The 17,379-nt window shown below is 67.6% G+C and carries 11 protein-coding genes; 2 read left to right on the plus strand and 9 right to left on the minus strand.

Features of this window, described 5'->3' with window-relative positions:
* The first annotated feature begins 86 nt into the window (after positions 1-86).
* Entirely contained in the window at positions 87-2,075 is a 1,989-nt protein-coding gene (locus tag CSW62_RS22420) for a methyl-accepting chemotaxis protein (RefSeq protein ID WP_099581704.1), read from the plus strand.
* 220 nt (positions 2,076-2,295) lie between these two features.
* Here CSW62_RS22420 and CSW62_RS22425 read toward each other — a convergent pair whose 3' ends face one another.
* Both CSW62_RS22425 and lpdA read right to left on the minus strand, forming a co-directional pair.
* The gene (locus CSW62_RS22425; protein ID WP_099581705.1) at positions 2,296-2,577 is read right to left on the minus strand and encodes a hypothetical protein; all 282 of its coding nucleotides are present in this window, start codon (positions 2,575-2,577) and stop codon (positions 2,296-2,298) included.
* Positions 2,578-2,668: 91 nt separating this feature from the next.
* Entirely contained in the window at positions 2,669-4,069 is a 1,401-nt protein-coding gene (gene lpdA, locus CSW62_RS22430; RefSeq protein ID WP_099581706.1) for a dihydrolipoyl dehydrogenase, read from the minus strand.
* Positions 4,070-4,332: 263 nt separating this feature from the next.
* Between lpdA and CSW62_RS22435 the strand changes: the two genes are divergently transcribed.
* A complete protein-coding gene (locus tag CSW62_RS22435) occupies positions 4,333-5,028 on the plus strand; it encodes an AcvB/VirJ family lysyl-phosphatidylglycerol hydrolase (RefSeq protein WP_099581707.1) in 696 nt (231 codons plus the stop codon).
* On the opposite strand, the gene CSW62_RS22440 is transcribed toward CSW62_RS22435, so the two are convergent.
* The 7 genes from CSW62_RS22440 to CSW62_RS22470 all read right to left on the minus strand — a co-directional run bounded on the left by CSW62_RS22440 (position 5,025) and on the right by CSW62_RS22470 (position 17,291).
* Entirely contained in the window at positions 5,025-5,369 is a 345-nt protein-coding gene (locus CSW62_RS22440) for a DUF3088 family protein (protein ID WP_099581708.1), read from the minus strand. The genes CSW62_RS22435 and CSW62_RS22440 overlap by 4 nt on opposite strands.
* A gap of 69 nt (positions 5,370-5,438) precedes the next feature.
* Positions 5,439-6,671 (minus strand): 2-oxoglutarate dehydrogenase complex dihydrolipoyllysine-residue succinyltransferase, encoded by a 1,233-nt coding sequence (gene odhB, locus CSW62_RS22445; protein ID WP_099581709.1) that lies wholly within the window; start codon positions 6,669-6,671, stop codon positions 5,439-5,441.
* 59 nt (positions 6,672-6,730) lie between these two features.
* Positions 6,731-9,694, minus strand: a complete 2,964-nt coding sequence (locus tag CSW62_RS22450; RefSeq protein WP_099581710.1) for a 2-oxoglutarate dehydrogenase E1 component — start codon at positions 9,692-9,694, stop codon at positions 6,731-6,733.
* Positions 9,695-9,872: 178 nt separating this feature from the next.
* The gene (sucD, locus tag CSW62_RS22455) at positions 9,873-10,757 is read right to left on the minus strand and encodes a succinate--CoA ligase subunit alpha (protein ID WP_099581711.1); all 885 of its coding nucleotides are present in this window, start codon (positions 10,755-10,757) and stop codon (positions 9,873-9,875) included.
* Positions 10,758-11,957: an ADP-forming succinate--CoA ligase subunit beta gene (sucC, locus tag CSW62_RS22460; protein WP_099581712.1), complete on the minus strand. Its 1,200-nt coding sequence runs from the start codon at positions 11,955-11,957 to the stop codon at positions 10,758-10,760.
* Positions 11,958-12,227: 270 nt separating this feature from the next.
* A complete protein-coding gene (locus tag CSW62_RS22465) occupies positions 12,228-13,841 on the minus strand; it encodes an esterase family protein (protein ID WP_099581713.1) in 1,614 nt (537 codons plus the stop codon).
* 72 nt (positions 13,842-13,913) lie between these two features.
* Complete coding sequence (locus CSW62_RS22470; RefSeq protein WP_099581714.1) at positions 13,914-17,291, minus strand: glycosyltransferase; 3,378 nt, start codon at positions 17,289-17,291, stop codon at positions 13,914-13,916.
* Between the last annotated feature and the right edge of the window lie 88 nt (positions 17,292-17,379).

Consider the following 17,379-nt stretch of genomic DNA (forward strand, 5'->3'; position numbering starts at 1 on the left):
CGACTTTACGTGACTCTGATTTCTAGCTGCCAAGAGCGTTTCCGCCGGGCCCTCCCCCCACTCGCCCGCGCCGCATGAGGCCTGTGATGAAGTTCGACGACCTGAAGATTTCCACCAAGGTTATGACGCCGGCGATCGTGCTGGCCCTGGTCGCCCTGGCCTGCGTCGGCACGGGCGTGTGGCAGGTCAAGACCGTCGAGCGGGCCGCCCAGGCCCTGGTCGACGAGCGCGCGCCCACGGAGCTGAACACCGCCCGCTTCAATCGCCAGGTCGCCACCGTCGGCTACGCCGCCTATCGCACCATCGCCAACGACGGCGCGTCGGACGCCGCCAAGTCGGGCTCGGACGACATCGAAACGGCCTTCGCCCAAGGCAACGCCTTCCTCGACGCCGCCGTCAAGGCCGACCCCGACTCGGCCAAGGACATCAACGCCTTCCGCACGCGCTTCAAGGCGGTCCACGACAACGCCCGCGCCGGCGCGGATATGGGCCTGCAGAACGCCAAGGAAGCCGCCATCATGATGATGGGCGGCATCGACACCGATATCGCCAAGCTGACCACGGACGTGGCGACCTGGATCGACCATCACAACAAAGAAACCCAGGGCATGATCGCCCAGGCCAAGAAGGACAGCGCCACCGGCGCCATCGTGCTGCTGCTGTTCGGCGCGCTCTCGGCCAGCGCGGCCATGCTGTACGCCATGTGGGTGGGTTCGGCGAAGATCGCCAAGCCGCTGATCAGCCTCTCCAAGACCATGGAAGTCCTGGCCCAGGGCAGCGTCGACGTCGATGTCAACGGCGCGGACCGCAAGGATGAGGTCGGCGCCATGGCCCGCTCGGTCCAGGTGTTCAAGGACAACGCCCTGGCCCTGCGCACCGCCGAAGCCGCCCAGCAGCGCGCCAGCGCCGAGACGGAATCCGAGCGCCGCCGCAACCAGGAAATCGCCGAGGCTTCGGCCAAGGAGCAGGCCTTCGTGATGGAAGCCATCGCCACCGGCCTCGCCCGCCTGTCGGACGGCGACCTGACCTACCGCCTCGAACAGGAATTCCCGGACGCCTACAAGCGCCTGCGCATGGACTTCAACGGCGCCATCGGCCAGTTGGAAGACGCCATGGGCACCATCGTCCACGCCGCCAACAGCATCGGTGCGGGTTCGGACGAGATCGCCTCGGCCGCCGACGACCTGTCGCGCCGCAGCGAGCAGCAGGCCGCCAGCCTGGAAGAGACCGCCGCCGCCCTCGACGAGATCACGGCCACGGTGAAGCGCTCGTCGGCCGGCGCTCAGGAAGCCTCCAAGGTGGTCGGCTCGACCCGCGGCGACGCCGAGCGCTCCAGCATCGTGGTCCGCAACGCCGTCGAGGCCATGAACCAGATCGAGAAGTCGTCGCAGTCGATCAGCCAGATCATCGGCGTCATCGACGAGATCGCCTTCCAGACCAACCTGCTGGCGCTTAACGCCGGCGTCGAAGCGGCTCGCGCCGGTGAAGCCGGTCGCGGCTTCGCGGTCGTCGCCCAGGAAGTGCGGGCCCTGGCCCAGCGCTCGGCCGACGCCGCCAAGGAGATCAAGACCCTGATCTCGACCTCGTCGCAGCAGGTCAACCAAGGCGTCTCGATGGTCGGCCAGACCGGCGAGGCCCTGCAGGCCATCGCCAGCAAGGTCAGCGAGATCGACGCCCTGGTCAGCGAGATCGCGGCCTCGGGCCAGGAGCAGGCCACCGGCCTCAACCAGGTCAACGCCGCCGTCAACCAGATGGACCAGACCGTCCAGCAGAACGCCGCCATGGTCGAGCAGTCGACCGCCGCCTCGCACGCCCTGAAGGGCGAGGCCGGCAACCTGATGCAGATGATCGGCCGCTTCCGCGTCAATGGCGCGACCGCGACCATGACCCAGAGCGCCAGCCGCTCGACCCACCGTCTGGCCACCCCGGCGCCCGCACCCCGCGCCGCGCCGGCTCCCAGCCGTGGTCCGGCCCTGGCCAGCACGGTCAGCCGCCCGGGCGTCAATCCGGTCGCCGCCGCCCAGGCCAAGCTGGCCAAGGCCGTCGGCGCCAGCGAGGACTGGGAAGAGTTCTGATCCCGCACCGCTCAGGCGGCCCACCAAGTTCAGTAAGCGTAAGCGCCCGCCCCTCGGGCGTTCCTCCCCTCGAAGACGCGTACAGCCCCGCCGGTCCGCCGGCGGGGTTTTTCATTCGGGGCGATCAGCGTCCGACGTTGAAGCGGACGGTCGAGGAGACGGGGCAGCCGTCCTCCGTGCGCAGCACGGTCAGCGTATGGTTGGCCATCGGCAGATCGCCCTATCGCGTGGCCTTCTCCGACTGCCGGCGGGCCAGCGCCTTGGGCGAAGCAAAAGCCTCGTCCGGCGCGCCCTGGGCGTTCTGAAGGCCGTTGGCGCCGCAGTGGGCGATGCGATTTAGGCGAGCCTTCCAGGCCTCGACTTGCCTATCGCTCAGCAAGGTCTCGGGCGGCGCACGGCGCGGCCGCGCCTTGATCGGCGGCTTAGCCAGCGGCGTGGCCGGAAACTCGGCGGACGGCGCGGCCTGGAGGGCGGTGGCGAGGATCAACGCGGACAAAAGCATGGCGGGGCTCCGTTGCCGAAACCCCGCCACTCTACGTCCGATTGACGAACGTGGTCATCACTTATCGTAAAGACCCGTTACGCGTGCCGTCCTAGGCCTGGGTCACCCAGCCCTCGACGCCCATGGCCGCCTGGCGCAGGGCTTCCGAGCGGGTCGGGTGCGGGTGGCAGGTGCGGGCCACGTCTTCCGAGGCGCCGCCGAACTCCATGGCCACGCAGTATTCGGCGATCATGTCGCCGACGTTCGGGCCGACCATGTGGGCGCCCAGGATGCGGTCGGTCTTGGCGTCGGCCAGCACCTTCACGAAGCCGTCGGTCTCGTGGTTGATCTTGGCGCGGCTGTTGGCCAGGAACGGGAACTTGCCGACCTTGTAGGCGACGCCCGCGGCCTTCAGCTCGTCCTCGGTCTTGCCGACCGTGGCGACTTCCGGGCTGGTGTAAACGACGCCCGGGATGATGTCGTAGTTCACGTGGCCGGCCTTGCCCGCGATCAGTTCGATGCAGGCGATGGCCTCGTCCTCGGCCTTGTGGGCCAGCATCGGACCCGAGGTGACGTCGCCGACCACCCACACGCCGGCCACGCCGGTCTTGTAGTGGTCGTTGGCGATCATGCCGCGCTTGTCCGGCGTGATGCCGACCGTTTCCAGGCCCAGGCCCTGGGTGAACGGGCGGCGGCCGATGGCGACCAGCACGTAGTCAGCCTCGATCGTGGCGGCCTCGCCGCCCGCGACCGGCTCGTGGGTCAGCTTCACGCCCTTGGCGCCGGCTTCGGCGCCAGTGACCTTTGCGCCCAACTGGAACTTGAAGCCCTGCTTGGTCAGGATCTTCTGGAAGGCGGTGGCGACCTCGGTGTCCGTGCCCGGCAGGATGCGGTCCAGATATTCGACGACGGTGACTTCGGCGCCCAGGCGCTTCCACACCGAACCCAGCTCCAGGCCGATGACCCCCGCGCCAACCACGACCAGATGCTTGGGCACTTCCGGCAGCGACAGGGCGCCGGTGGAGTCGAGGATGCGCTTGTTGTCGACGCTCACGCCCGGCAGCGGGGTGGGTTCCGAGCCCGTGGCGATGACGATGTTCTTGGTCTCGAGCACGGTTTCGGTACCGTCCTCGGCCTTCACGACCACCTTGCCGGGTCCGTCGATGCGGCCCCAGCCCTTCACGTAGTCGGCCTTGTTCTTCTTCATCAGGAACTCGACGCCCTTGGTCAGGGCTTCGACGCTCTCGGCCTTCTGGGCCATCATCTGCGGCAGGTTCAGCTTCGGCTTGACCTCGATGCCCAGCTTGGCGAACTCAGGACCGACGGCGGCCTGGTACATTTCCGAAGCGTGCAGCAGGGCCTTGGAGGGCATGCAGCCCACGTTCAGGCAGGTGCCGCCCAGCTTGCCGCGGCCTTCGACGATCGCGGTCTTCAGACCCAGCTGACCGGCGCGGATCGCCGCGTTGTAGCCACCGGGACCACCACCGATGATGACGACGTCGTACTGAGCCATGGGTCTTCGCCTTCAGGACGCGCCGAAAGCGGCGCCGGACAAAATATGGGGCCTCGCCGGCCATATTGTCAGACCTCTGGAGGCGCGTGTTCCTTAGAGGCATGCGGCCTAAAACGGAACCCGCTTTCGACGCGCCCGGCCTTGAAACTCAAGGAGAATGGCGGGTTTTTGCAAACCCGCCGCGACGACCCGCCGCAGGCCGCGCCACAAGCTTGACATCAGCCGGCCTGGAGAGCGCCACCGGTCGGTGGCGTCTTACCAGCATGACCATGCGCGTTCGCCTCATCGCCGCCCTCACCGCTATCGCCCTGAGCCTCGGCGCGCCTGTCGCCGCCTCGGCCTGGCCGGGCGCGAGCGGCGACCAGATCCCGGTGGCCAGCGCCAAGCCCGGCGACACCCTGGCGGTGTTCTATTCGGGCGACGGCGGCTGGGCGGCCCTGGATCAGGGCGTGACCCAGTACCTGGCCGACAACGGCCTGCCGACCCTGGGCGTCAATTCGCTGAGCTATTTCACCACCAAGCGATCGCCGGCAGGCGCCGCCGCCGACCTGGCCCAGGCCCTGAGAGACTACGAGCGCCTGTGGGGGCGCTCCAAGGTGACGCTGATCGGCTATTCGTTCGGGGCCGACGCCCTGCCGGCGATCATCCCGCACTTGCCCGCCGATCTCCGCGGCCACATCGGACGCCTGGTGCTGATCGGGACCGGCCCGAACGGCGACCTGCAGTTTCACCCGACCAGCTGGCTCAACATCGCCACGCCAGACGCCTATCCGGTGCGCCCGGCGATCGCGGCCTTAGCGGGCATGAAGATCACCTGCGTCTACGGCGACGCGGAAAAGGCCGACATCTGCCCCACCCTGCCCGATGCCGAAGTCACCAAGATCCGCCTGCCCGGCGACCACCACTTCAACCGCGACTACGCGGCGCTCGGCGCGGCGGTGCTGAAGGCCAGCCGCTAGAGCGGCGCGGGCAGTTCGTACTTCGCCGCCAGCCACCGCGTGATCGGGCGGGCGTCGCTGAGGAAGCTTAGGCCATTGGCCGTCTGGATTTCGCCGTGCGGGCCGGCGTCGGGAGAGGCCTGCGCCAGGATCAGGGTCGGAGCGTTCTGGTGCTCTTCGCCCAGGCGCTCGACCAGGGCCGGGCGCGGGCGGGGGTAGTCGACGCGGACGATGTCGAGGACCTCGCGCAGCTGCGGATAGGCGGCCAGGTAGCCTTCCATCATCGCGCAGTCGGGGCAGAAGCGCTGCTGGCCGTCTTTGTCGAAGCCCATCGCCAGCAGGTAGAGGGTGTCCTTGGCCATGACGGCTCCACAAGCGAAGAAGCCCGCCGGTGAGGGCGGGCTTCTCGTTGGTTCCTAGAATGGGAGTCCTTAGAGGTCCAGCAGCAGACGCTGCGGGTCTTCCAGGGCTTCCTTGACCTTGACCAGGAAGGTCACGGCGCCGGCGCCGTCAACGACGCGGTGGTCGTAGGACAGGGCCAGGTACATCATCGGGCGGATCTCGATCTTGCCGTTCACGACCATGGCGCGTTCCTTGATCGCGTGCATGCCCAGGATGCCCGACTGCGGCGCGTTCAGGATCGGCGTCGACATCAGCGAGCCGTAGATGCCGCCGTTGGTGATCGTGAAAGTGCCGCCTTGCATGTCCTCGATGGACAGCTGGCCGTCGCGGGCCTTCTTGCCCAGGGCGCCGATGGCCTTTTCGATCTCGGCCAGGTTCAGCGCGTCGGCGTCCCGGACGACCGGAACCACCAGGCCCTTGTCGGTGCCGACGGCGACGCCGATGTCGTAGTGGTTCTTGTAGACGATGTCCGTGCCGTCGATCTCGGCGTTGACGTCCGGGATCGCCTTCAGCGCGGCCACCACGGCCTTGGTGAAGAAGGACATGAAGCCCAGCTTCACGCCGTGGCGCTTTTCGAACACGTCCTTGTACTGGGCGCGCAGAGCCATCACGGCGCTCATGTCGACCTCGTTGAAGGTCGTCAGCATGGCGGCGGTGTTCTGGGCTTCCTTCAGGCGACGGGCGATCGTCTGACGCAGGCGCGTCATCTTCACGCGCTCTTCGCGCTCATGGATCGGACGCGGCGCGGCCGGAGCGGCGGCCGGGGCCGGAGCCGAGGCGCGAGCTTCCAGGGCGGCCAGGGCGTCGCCCTTGGTCACGCGACCGTCCTTGCCGGTGCCCGCGACCTTCGACAGGTCGAGATTGTTCTCGGCGGCGACGCGGGCCGGGGCCGGGCTGACCGGCGCGGCGGCGGGCGCCGAAGCGACGGGAGCCGGGGCAGCAGCGGCGGGAGCCGGCGCGGGGGCCGGAGCCGGAGCGGCGGCCTTCGGGGCCGGGGCAGCGGCGGCCGGAGCGGCCGACGCGGTCGCGCCTTCGGTCACCACGCCCAGGATCGTGCCCGGAACGACGGTCGCGCCTTCTTCGGCGCCGATGGCCGACAGCACGCCGTCAGCGGGCGAGGCCACTTCGAGGCTGACCTTGTCGGTCTCCAGCTCGACGAGGATCTCGTCCTTCTTCACGGCCTCCCCGACCTTCTTGGTCCAACGGGCGACCGTCGCTTCGGTGACGGATTCGCCGAGGGCGGGGGTGTTGATGTCGGCCATGGGGCTTTCCAGGTCTCTCTTGTTTGGTCCGGCGGATGTCTAGAACGAGGTGGCGACGCTTACGCGAAGGCCTCGTTGAGGAACGTCTCGAGTTCTTTCAGGTGGCGGCTCATCAGGCCCGCAGCGGTGGACGCCGAGGCCGGACGACCCACATAGCGGGCGCGCTTGGCCTTGATGTCCAGCTTGTCGAGCGTCAGCTCCAGCCACGGATCGACGAAGGTCCAGCCGCCCATGTTCTTGGGTTCTTCCTGGCACCAGACCAGGTCGGCGTTCTTGAAGCGGCTCAGCACGTTCATCAGCGACCGCATCGGCCACGGATAGAACTGCTCCAGACGCAGCAGATAGACGTCGTCGCGGCCGGTCTTGGCGCGATGGTCGACGAGGTCGAAATAGACCTTGCCCGAGCAGATGACGACACGCTTGATCTGGTCGTCGCTCTTCAGCGTGATCCCGCCGACGTCGCAGCCGGCTTCCGCGCCGTCCACCATGACGCGGTGGAAGGCCGAGCCTTCGGCGAAGTCGTCCAGGTTCGAGACGGCGCGCTTGTGGCGCAGCAGGCTCTTGGGGGCCATCACGATCAGCGGCTTGCGGAACTCGCGGTTCATCTGGCGGCGCAGGGCGTGGAAGTAGTTCGCCGGCGTCGTGCAGTTGATGACCTGCATGTTGTCTTCGGCGCACGACTGCAGGAAGCGCTCCAGGCGGGCCGAGCTGTGCTCGGGGCCTTGGCCTTCGTAGCCGTGCGGCAGCAGCATGACGAGGCCGCTCATCCGCAGCCACTTGCGCTCGCCCGAGCTGATGAACTGGTCGATGACCACCTGGGCGCCGTTCACGAAGTCGCCGAACTGGCCTTCCCACAGGGTCAGGGTGTTCGGGTCTGCAAGCGAGAAGCCGTATTCGAAGCCCAGCACCGCCTCTTCCGACAGGGCCGAGTCGATCACTTCGTAGTGGGCCTGGCCGGCGCGGATGTTGTTCAGCGGCGTGTAGTGCTCTTCGGTCGTCTGGTCGATGACGTCCGAGTGGCGCTGGGTGAAGGTGCCGCGCACCGAGTCCTGGCCCGACAGGCGGACCGGGAAGCCCTCGTCGAGAAGCGTGGCGAAGGCCAGGTGCTCGGCGGTGCCCCAATCGATGCCCTCGCCCTTCTCGATCGCTTCACGGCGATTGTCGATGGCGCGCTTGACGGTCTTGTGGGCGTTGATGCGGTCCGGGATCGTGGTGATCTGGCGGCCGATTTCCAGCAGGCGGGTCTTGGGGAAGGCGGTCTTGCCGCGACGCTCTTCGTCCCCCGGCAGGGCCAGGCCCTTCCACTTGCCGTCCAGCCAGTCGGCCTTGTTGGCCTTGTAGCTCTTGCCGGCGTCGAACTCGGCGTCGAGGAACTTCTCGAACTCGCTGACCCAGGCGTCCGACTCGGCTTGCGAGATCACGCCCTCGCCGATCAGGCGGTTGGCGTAGAGCTCGCGGGTCGGCGGGTGGCCCTTGATCTTGGCGTACATGATCGGCGACGTCATGGTCGGATCGTCGCCTTCGTTGTGACCGAAGCGACGGTAGCAGACCATGTCGATGACCACGTCCTTGCCGAACTTCTGGCGGTACTCGGTCGAGACCTTGGCGGCGAAGACGACCGCTTCCGGGTCATCGCCGTTCACGTGGAAGATCGGGGCTTCGACCATCAGCGCCATGTCGCTGGGATACGGCGAGCTGCGCGAGTAGCGCGGGCTGGTCGTGAAGCCGATCTGGTTGTTGACGATGAAGTGGATGGTGCCGCCCGTGCGGTAGCCCTTCAGGCCCGACAGGGTGAAGCACTCGGCCACCACGCCCTGGCCCGCGAAGGCCGCGTCGCCGTGCAGCAGCAGCGGCAGCACGTGGCCGCGACCGGCGTCCGGCTGTTCGCGCAGGGTGAAGGCCTGCTTGGCGCGGGCCTTACCGATCACGACCGGGTTGACGATTTCAAGGTGCGACGGGTTCGCGGTGAGCGACAGGTGGACCTTGTTGTCGTCGAACTCACGGTCCGACGAGGCGCCCATGTGATACTTCACGTCGCCCGAACCCTCGACGTCCGAGGGGACCGACGAGCCGCCTTGGAACTCGTGGAAGATGACGTGGTAGGGCTTGCCCATCACGGCGGCCAGCACGTTCAGGCGACCGCGGTGCGGCATGCCCAGGACGATGTCCTTCACGCCCAGGGCGCCGCCGCGCTTGATGATCTGCTCCATGGCCGGGACCATGGATTCGCCGCCGTCCAGGCCGAAGCGCTTGGTGCCGGGGAAGCGCTTGTGCAGGAACTTCTCGAAACCCTCGGTCTCGATCAGCTTCTTCAGGATGGCGACCTTGCCCTCCTTGGAGAACACGATTTCCTTGTCGCGGCCCTCGATGCGCTCCTGCAGCCAGGCCTTCTCGTGCGGATCGGAGATGTGCATGTACTGCACGCCGACATTGCCGCAGTAGGTGCGGCGCAGGATCTCGAGCATCTCGCGGATGGTCGAGGTTTCCATGCCCATGACGAAGTCGAGGAAGATCGGCCGGTCGTAGTCGGCGTCCGAGAAGCCGTAGGTGGCCGGATCCAGTTCCGGGGCGGGCTTCGGCGGCTCCAGGCCCAGCGGGTCGAGGTTGGCGGCCAGGTGGCCGCGCATCCGGTAGGCCCGGATCATCATGATGGCGCGCAGGCTGTCCAGCGTGGCGGCGCGGACGGCTTCGGAAGAGGCGCCGGGGGCCTTGCCCTCGACGGCCTTGGCGATCTTGGCTTCGACGGCGGGGGCGACGCTGGCCCACTGGCCGTCCAGGGCCGACAGCCAGTCGGGGCGAACGCTGGGCACCTTCTTCGGCTTCCAGGCCGGGTCCTGCGCGGCGCGCTTAACCTGGTCGGCCTGCTCGGCGAGGCTGGCGAAGAAGGCGTTCCACGAGGGTTCGACCGATCCAGGATTCTCCGCCCACTGGGCGTAGAGGTCTTCCACGAACGCCGCGTTGGCGCCGTAGAGGAAGCTGGTCTCGGTCAAGACCTGGTTGATGATGCCTGCGTCGTCCGCCATCGTTCTGTGCCTTCGGATCCGGGTGCTCTACGAGGAGCGCTACCGCACTGCCCGTAAATATAGTCTCTCAATCACCCGAGCGCCCGTCGCTTGGCGGGGCCCAGGTGATTTTTTCGGATCGTCGACTGGCGGTCGCAAAAAACCTGGGCCCCGCGCGCGGCGGGGTTTCGGTGTCTAGTTAGCCCTTCAGGACTTCCAGCAGGGTCTCGCCCAGCTTGGCCGGCGAAGGCGAGACGCGGATGCCCGCCTCTTCCATCGCCGCGATCTTGTCCTCGGCGCCGCCCTTGCCGCCCGAAACGATGGCGCCGGCATGGCCCATGTGACGGCCGGGAGGGGCCGTGCGACCGGCGATGAAGCCGACCATGGGCTTGCTGCGACCGCGCTTGGCTTCGTCCTTCAGGAACTGGGCCGCTTCTTCTTCGGCCGCGCCGCCGATTTCACCGATCATGACGATCGACTTGGTGGCTTCGTCGGCGAGGAACAGTTCCAGCACGTCGATGAACTCGGTGCCCTTGACCGGGTCGCCGCCGATGCCGACAGCCGTCGTCTGGCCGAGGCCAGCGTTGGTGGTCTGGAACACGGCTTCATAGGTCAGGGTGCCCGAACGCGACACGACGCCGACCGAGCCTTCCGAGAAGATGCCGCCCGGCATGATGCCGATCTTGCACTGGTTGGGCGTAAGAACGCCCGGGCAGTTCGGGCCGATCAGGCGCGACTTGCTGCCGGCCAGGGCCTTCTTGACCTTGACCATGTCCAGCACCGGGATGCCTTCGGTGATGCAGATGATCAGCGGGATCTCGGCGTCGATGGCTTCCAGGATCGAGTCGGCCGCGAAGGGCGGCGGGACGTAGATCACCGAGGCGTCGGCGCCGGTGCGGTCCTTGGCTTCGGCGACGGTGTCGAACACCGGCAGGCCGATGTGGGTCTGGCCGCCCTTACCGGGGGTGACGCCGCCGACCATCTTGGTGCCGTAGGCGATGGCCTGCTCGCTGTGGAACGTGCCTTGAGCGCCGGTGATGCCCTGGCAGATGACCTTGGTGTGCGAACCGATCAGAACCGACATTTAGCGGGCGCCCTTCACAGCGGCGACGATCTTCTCGGCGCCGTCAGACAGATCGTTGGCGGCGATGACGTTCAGGCCGCTTTCCGAGATGATTTTCTTGCCGAGTTCGACGTTGGTGCCTTCCAGGCGGACGACCAGCGGAACCTGGAGACCGACTTCCTTCACGGCGGCGATGACGCCTTCCGCGATGATGTCGCAGCGCATGATGCCGCCGAAGATGTTGACCAGGATGCCTTTGACGGCCGGATCGGCGGTGATGATCTTGAAGGCCGCGGTGACCTTCTCCTTGCTGGCGCCGCCGCCGACATCCAGGAAGTTGGCCGGCTCGGCGCCGTACAGCTTGATGATGTCCATGGTGGCCATGGCCAGGCCCGCGCCGTTGACCATGCAGCCGATTTCGCCGTCCAGGGCGATATAGGCTAGGTCGTACTTCGAGGCTTCGATTTCCTTGGGGTCTTCTTCGCTCTCGTCGCGCAGCGCCTTGATGTCCGGGTGACGGAACAGGCTGTTGCCGTCGAACGACAGCTTGGCGTCCAGAACCTTCAGGTGATCATCCGCCGTCACGATCAGCGGGTTGATCTCCAGCATGGCCATGTCCTTGGCCATGAACGCCGTATAGAGCTGCGTCAGCAGCGCCGCGGCTTCCTTGGCCAGGCCGCCGGTCAGGCCCAGGGCCTTGGCCAGGGCGCGCTGGTGGGTCGGCCACACGCCCGTCGCCGGGTCGATGGTGAAGGTGTGGATCTTCTCGGGCGTCGAGTGGGCGACGTCCTCGATGTCCATGCCGCCTTCGGTCGAGGCGACCACCGAGACCTTGCTCGAGGCGCGGTCGACGAGAAGCGACAGGTAGAATTCCTTGGCGATCGCCGCGCCTTCTTCGATGTAGAGGCGGTTGACCTGCTTGCCCTTGGGGCCCGTCTGGTGGGTCACCAGCACGCGGCCGAGCATTTCCTCGGCGTTGGTGCGGACCTCTTCGACCGACTTGACGACGCGGACGCCGCCCTTGGCGTCGGGGCCCAGGCCCTCGAACTTGCCCTTGCCGCGGCCGCCGGCGTGGATCTGGCTCTTCACGACGAAGACCGAGGTGCCGAGCTTTCCGGCGGCTTCGGCGGCTTCGGCGGGCGTGAAGGCGGCGAAGCCGCGCGGCACGGGGGCGCCGAACTCGGCGAGTACGGCTTTGGCTTGATGTTCGTGGATGTTCATGAGGGCCCGGTCTCGACGACGGCTTTCTGAAATGTGGCCGGGTTATAGGAGCGCTATTTCGCAGGCGCAACCGCACGAAGACGATAAGGTGAGGGCTTGCGCCGTTATCTTGTCCAACGAGACACCCGGACCGGGCATCTGCACGCTCCGGGCACGGGAAGCCCTTGACGCTGCGTAACTGTTACCGGTCACAAATTTCCCCGCCTCAGCGGCTGTCTACCGGTGTCAGAAAACGCGTGTGCCGTTGAGGCGCGATAACCGGCCCGACGGTCAGGGCTTGGACGCGGCCGGCGGCTTCGAACCCGGCCGGGCGACGGCGTACATCTCCCAGGCGATCTGCTTCATCAGGGCCTGGCGGTCGTCGCCGACCTGGTAGAGGTCGCCGTGGGTCTTGTCCTTCAGGTAGCGGAAGTCGGTCTTGGCCCCGAGGCCCTGCATGACCGCCTCGAGCTTTCGGGCCGCGCCATCCAGATAGAAGGTGTCGGCGGTGCCGACGATCAGGTGGACCTTGCCGTCCAGGTCCGGCTTCAGCGCCGGCCAGTTCGCCTTCAGTCGCGCGGCGATGTCGTAGTGCTGGCTCCAGTAGGCGACGACGACCGGATCGACCGCGCCCGTCGCCCGGTCGAACATCGGCACGGGCCGGCCCGCGGGACCGCGCGGCGAGAACACCCAGTCGAACGAGCCGAACTGGCCGCCATACTCGCCCAGCACCTCTTCCAGCGCGACCATGTCCTTCAGCGTGGCCAGCACCTTGTCGTGGTCGCGGGCGATGGGGCGCAAAGACCCGTCCGGCTTGAAGTAGACGTTGGCGTTGGGGGCGTAGAGATCCACGCCCGTGAAGTCATGGAAGTCGCTGGGATCGGGCGAGGTCGACCACGTACCGCCGAACACCTTCGGATAGCGGGTCTGCAGCCACAGGGTCGCCCAGCCGCCCGAGGAGTGGCCATTGAGGAAGCGGCCGCCGGCCTTGGCGTCCATGCGCCAGTGCTTTTCGAGGTCCGGGATCAGCTCCTCGGTCAGGGCCTTGCCCCACGGACCGTTGTTGAGGCTGTCGGCGAACTCGTGGGTGCCGGTGGCGCTGCTCTCGTCCAGATAGACCCAGATCATCGGCGGGGCCGCGCCCTTGGCCATCAGGTCGTACATGCGGGTCGCCTGGCCGACCAGGTACTCGTTCGAGCCGCCAAAGCCGTGCGTGTAGTAGGCCGTCGGATAGCGGGTCTTGCCGGTCTCGTAGCCGGGCGGGGTCAGGACCCAGCCCTTCATGGTGATCGGCCGCCCGAAGAAGGCGCTGAGCGCGGGGCTGACGAAGTTCACCGCCGCGATGTGCGGCTTGGCCGCCGCCAGCCGGGCCACGGCTTCCTTGGACGCTTCAGGCGGCAGCTTGAAGGGGTCATAAGCCGGCTCGACCTTGTCCAGCACCAGCTTGGTCCCGGCGGCCAGCGGCAGCGTCACGGTGGTGACCGGGCTGACCAGGTCGCCGCCGCCCCGGCCGTTGTAGTTGTAGCTGTGGTTCTGATCGAGCACCGCCTGGACCGCGTACTCGCCGGGCTGCAGCTTCGAGAACACCTGCGGGGCGGCGACGCCGTCCAGGTCGATCTCGACCGTGGCGCCGGCGCGGACCGTGCCGACCTCGCGCGCGGCGACCTGGCCCTTGCCTTCGAACGGATCGGCCTCGACGCTCTCGATCACGCCGTCCTTGGCGCCGGCCTTGGCCGCGGCCAGGGGCTGGGCGAAGACCAGCAGGCGGCCCGAGACCGGCCCCTGGATCTGGGCGCCGACCTCGACCTGCAGGATCGGATGGCCGTCGGCCGCCCAGGCCTGAGCGCCGCTCACCGCCAGCAGCATCGCCGCCGTTACGATCCCACCCCTGATCATCGCCCGCATGGTCGCTCCCCCAAAAACTCGGCGAGAGATTGGCCATGCCGGCGCGAGGCTGGCAAGCGGTTCAGGCGGTGATCAGCCGCCCTTGCCGACCAAGGCCGACCCACGCCGCTCCAGCTTGCCCCAGCCGACCCGGCCGCCGCGAATGGCCATGATCACCGACTTGACCACGACATAGTACATCAGCTGGCGGTAGCCGAACCGCTGCACCGGCAGGAACGGCAGGTCAGCCCAGGGCGCGCGCTTCTCCAGGGCCATGCCCAGGGCGCCGGCCGAGAGGTCGACGGCGATGAAGATCGCCCAGTAGACCAACCCCAGCAGCATGTCGTCCGGACGCCATTCCACGGGGTGGGCGATCGCGCCGTAGAGACCGCTGATCAGACTCCAGATGACGGCGAAGTCGACCAGCGGCGCGGCCACGGCCAGGATGATCTGGAACAGCCAGATCTGCGGCAGGGCCACGAAGCCCAGCACCGGCGTCTTCGTATTGAACATCGCCTTGCGGTGCTTCCACACGCACTGCAGCGTGCCGAACGACCAGCGGAAGCGCTGCTTCAGCAGGCCGCCGACGGTGTCGGGCGCCTCGGTATAGGCGCGGGCCTCGGGATCGAAGGCGACCTTCCAGCCGGCGCGCTGGCAGGCGATGGTCAGGTCCTGGTCCTCGGCCAGGGTATCGGCCGGATAGCCGCCGAGCGCATCAAGCACGCTCTTGCGCCACGCCCCGACGGCGCCCGGCACCACGGTGACCGCGCCCAGGGCCGACAGCGCCCGGCGCTCCAGGTTCTGGGCGGTGACATATTCCAGCGCCTGCCAGCGGGTGACGATATTGACCCGGTTGCCGACGATGGCGTTGCCGGCCACCGCGCCGATGTCCGGATCCTGGAACCAGCGGGCCAGGCGGCCGATGGTCTCGGGCGGGAACAGGGTGTCGGCGTCCAGGGCCACGACGAAGTCGCCCTTGGCCACGGCCAGGCCGCGATTGACCGCCCGCGCCTTGCCGCCGTTCTCGAACGACAGCAGCGTCACGCGCGGATCGTTGGCGAAATGGTCGCGGACCTCCTGGGCCGTGCGGTCCTTGGACCCGTCGTCGAGAACCAGCACCTCGAGGTTCTTCCAGTCGCTCTCCAGGATCCGCGCCACCGAGGCGGCGATCACCTTCTCCTCGTTGAAGCAGGGGATCAGCACCGAGACCAGCGGACCGTTCTCGCTATCCAGATCCGCCGGCTCCTCATGCGTCCAGAAGCGGTGGACCAGGGCCAGGCTGGCCAGGAACACCAGACGCGCCACGCCCAGGAAGATCGCGGTGATGAACAGCCAGGTCATCACCACCTGCGCCCAGCGGAAGAAGTCGAAGCCCAGGCGGTCCAGGAACAGGTCGGCGGCCGTGCGCGAGGTCGGCGGCATCACCTGCTGCGGCGTCATGCCGGCCAGCTCGCCGATGGTCACCAGGCGATAGCCGCGCGCCCGGATCTGGTCGATCAGGCCGGGCAAGGCCGCGACGGTGCGGCTGCGGTCGCCGCCGGCGTCGTGCAACAGCACCACCTGGCCCGGGCGGGCGCCCGGATTGTCCAGGCGGTCCAGGACCCGGTCGATGATCTCCTGCGACGAGGGCTTCTGCCAATCGTCCGGGTCGATGCGCAGGCCGACGGTCATGTAGCCCAGGGTCTGGGCGATGACGAGCGGGGCCACCTCGTGGGGGGTCGAGGGTTCGGCGTCACCGAAGAACGGCGGGCGGAACAGACGCATCGAACGGCCGGTCAGCACCTCGAACAGGCGCTGGGTGGCGTTCAGCTCGACCTGCACCTGCGCCAGAGGCGTCTCGGCGATGTTGGGGTGGGTCCAGCTGTGGCCGCCGACATTATGGCCCTCGGCCACCTCTCGCTCCACCAGGTCAGGGCGGCGCTGCATGTTCTGGCCGATCACGAAGAAGGTCGCGGGCGCGTTCTTCTGCTTGAGGATGTCCAGGATCTTCGGCGTCCAGCGACCGTCGGGGCCGTCGTCGAAGGTCAGGGCCACCAGGCCCTTCTTCTGACCATAGCGCTCGATAACGTAGCTGCTGGGAATGACGTCGTAACGCTCGCCCGAAATCAGGCCCGTGCCCGGATCGAACTCAAAGCTGCGCTTGCCGGGCGTGGGCAACTGGGCCACGCGCAGCACCTCGCCGCCACCGTCGAAGTCGACGCCCTGGCCGTTGGCCAAGGTGGTGAGGCCGCCGGCCGAGGCCTTGCCATAGGGCTTGCCCAGCAGCGACCAGACGCCCGGATCCTCCATACCCATCCGCCACAGGCCATAGCCGCGCGGCTTCCAGGCGTCGGAAACCTTGATCTGGTTGAACAGGGTGACGGCGTCCAGGAACCAGACGACGTGGTTGTCGCCATTGTCGTCCGTATACTGATAGGTAGGATTCAGAGCGTTGACGTCCATGCGGATCGTCGCCCCGGCGTCCTGGGCGTTGCGCATGGCCTCGTGGAAGGTGGTCGGCGCCCCGGACGCGCGCGAGCCGTCCTTGTTCAGGGTCCAGTCATAGCCGTAGGCGCCCAGGGCCAGGACCGTGCGGTTGGGGTCCAGCTGTTTGGCGAAGCGCTTGGCCAGCTCGGCCTGGTACCAGTCCTGGCCGGCGTTGGGACCGGGGTCGCCCAGCGCGTAGTGCTCGTCATAGGCCATCAGCACCAGGGTGTCGGACGCTTGCTCCAGGCGCTTGAGCGGCCAGCCTTCCTCGTCGAACGGGGCGGTGACCCAGACCTCGCGGCCGGTCCCGGCCAGGGCGGCGCGGGCCTCGGTCAGGAACAGCGGATAGGCGTTCAGGCCCTTGGCGGAGAGCGCCTCGAAGTCGAAGACATAGCCGCCGTAGCCATGCTGGTCGGCCAGGACCTTCAGGTTGTTGATCAGCTTGGCGCGCGCGGCCGGGTCGGTCAGCAGGGCGTCGGCCAGCGGACCGTTGAAGGCGGCGTTGGCCGAGTTGTGAACCAGCGGCAGGACGGCCGGCTTGTTCGGCGCATTGGCGATGCGCGCCACGCCCTCGGCGTCGTCGACCAGGCTGATGTCGCCCTTGGCGCCGTTTATCGCCACCCACTGCGGCGACACCACGTCCAGCTTGTCGATGTTGCGGCGCAGGGACTCGCGGCTGTCCTCGTCCCAGGCGACATAGAAGCCGACCGACAGCGGATGCGCGGCGTCGCTGGGCGCGGCCTCGCCTTTCGCGGTGAGCGGCCGGGGCACACGACGCCACGACTTCACAATCTTGGTCTTGCGCGGGGTTTCCTGGTGCAGCGACGTCAGGACGTGGGGATCCTTCAGCGGCGCGTCGGGCAGGCGCGGGGCGAAGGCCAGGGTGGCGACGAAGCCGGCCACGATCGCGGCGACCAGCGAAATGATGATGCCGAGCACCAGCTTGGCCCGGCGCTCGCGCTTGCCGGAGGGATCGTGAAAGATATGTCGGTCTTCGGGTGTCATTCTGGCGCTCTGGTTTAGCGCCCTTTGATACCCGAAATTGACCGAACAGTGGCGCTATACATGTGGGTGATTTGGGGCGACGTCTCGC

Source organism: Caulobacter sp. FWC2 (assembly GCF_002742625.1).
In the GTDB taxonomy this organism is placed as follows: domain Bacteria; phylum Pseudomonadota; class Alphaproteobacteria; order Caulobacterales; family Caulobacteraceae; genus Caulobacter.

Excerpts from the sequence above, each read along its gene's own strand:
- CSW62_RS22420 (WP_099581704.1), top strand. The coding sequence starts at position 87 with ATGAAGTTCGACGACCTGAAGATTTCCACCAAGGTTATGACGCCGGCG.
- CSW62_RS22425 (WP_099581705.1), bottom strand. The coding sequence starts at position 2,577 with ATGCTTTTGTCCGCGTTGATCCTCGCCACCGCCCTCCAGGCCGCGCCG.
- lpdA (WP_099581706.1), bottom strand. The coding sequence starts at position 4,069 with ATGGCTCAGTACGACGTCGTCATCATCGGTGGTGGTCCCGGTGGCTAC.
- CSW62_RS22435 (WP_099581707.1), top strand. The coding sequence starts at position 4,333 with ATGACCATGCGCGTTCGCCTCATCGCCGCCCTCACCGCTATCGCCCTG.
- CSW62_RS22440 (WP_099581708.1), bottom strand. The coding sequence starts at position 5,369 with ATGGCCAAGGACACCCTCTACCTGCTGGCGATGGGCTTCGACAAAGAC.
- odhB (WP_099581709.1), bottom strand. The coding sequence starts at position 6,671 with ATGGCCGACATCAACACCCCCGCCCTCGGCGAATCCGTCACCGAAGCG.
- CSW62_RS22450 (WP_099581710.1), bottom strand. The coding sequence starts at position 9,694 with ATGGCGGACGACGCAGGCATCATCAACCAGGTCTTGACCGAGACCAGC.
- sucD (WP_099581711.1), bottom strand. The coding sequence starts at position 10,757 with ATGTCGGTTCTGATCGGTTCGCACACCAAGGTCATCTGCCAGGGCATC.
- sucC (WP_099581712.1), bottom strand. The coding sequence starts at position 11,957 with ATGAACATCCACGAACATCAAGCCAAAGCCGTACTCGCCGAGTTCGGC.
- CSW62_RS22465 (WP_099581713.1), bottom strand. The coding sequence starts at position 13,841 with ATGCGGGCGATGATCAGGGGTGGGATCGTAACGGCGGCGATGCTGCTG.
- CSW62_RS22470 (WP_099581714.1), bottom strand. The coding sequence starts at position 17,291 with ATGACACCCGAAGACCGACATATCTTTCACGATCCCTCCGGCAAGCGC.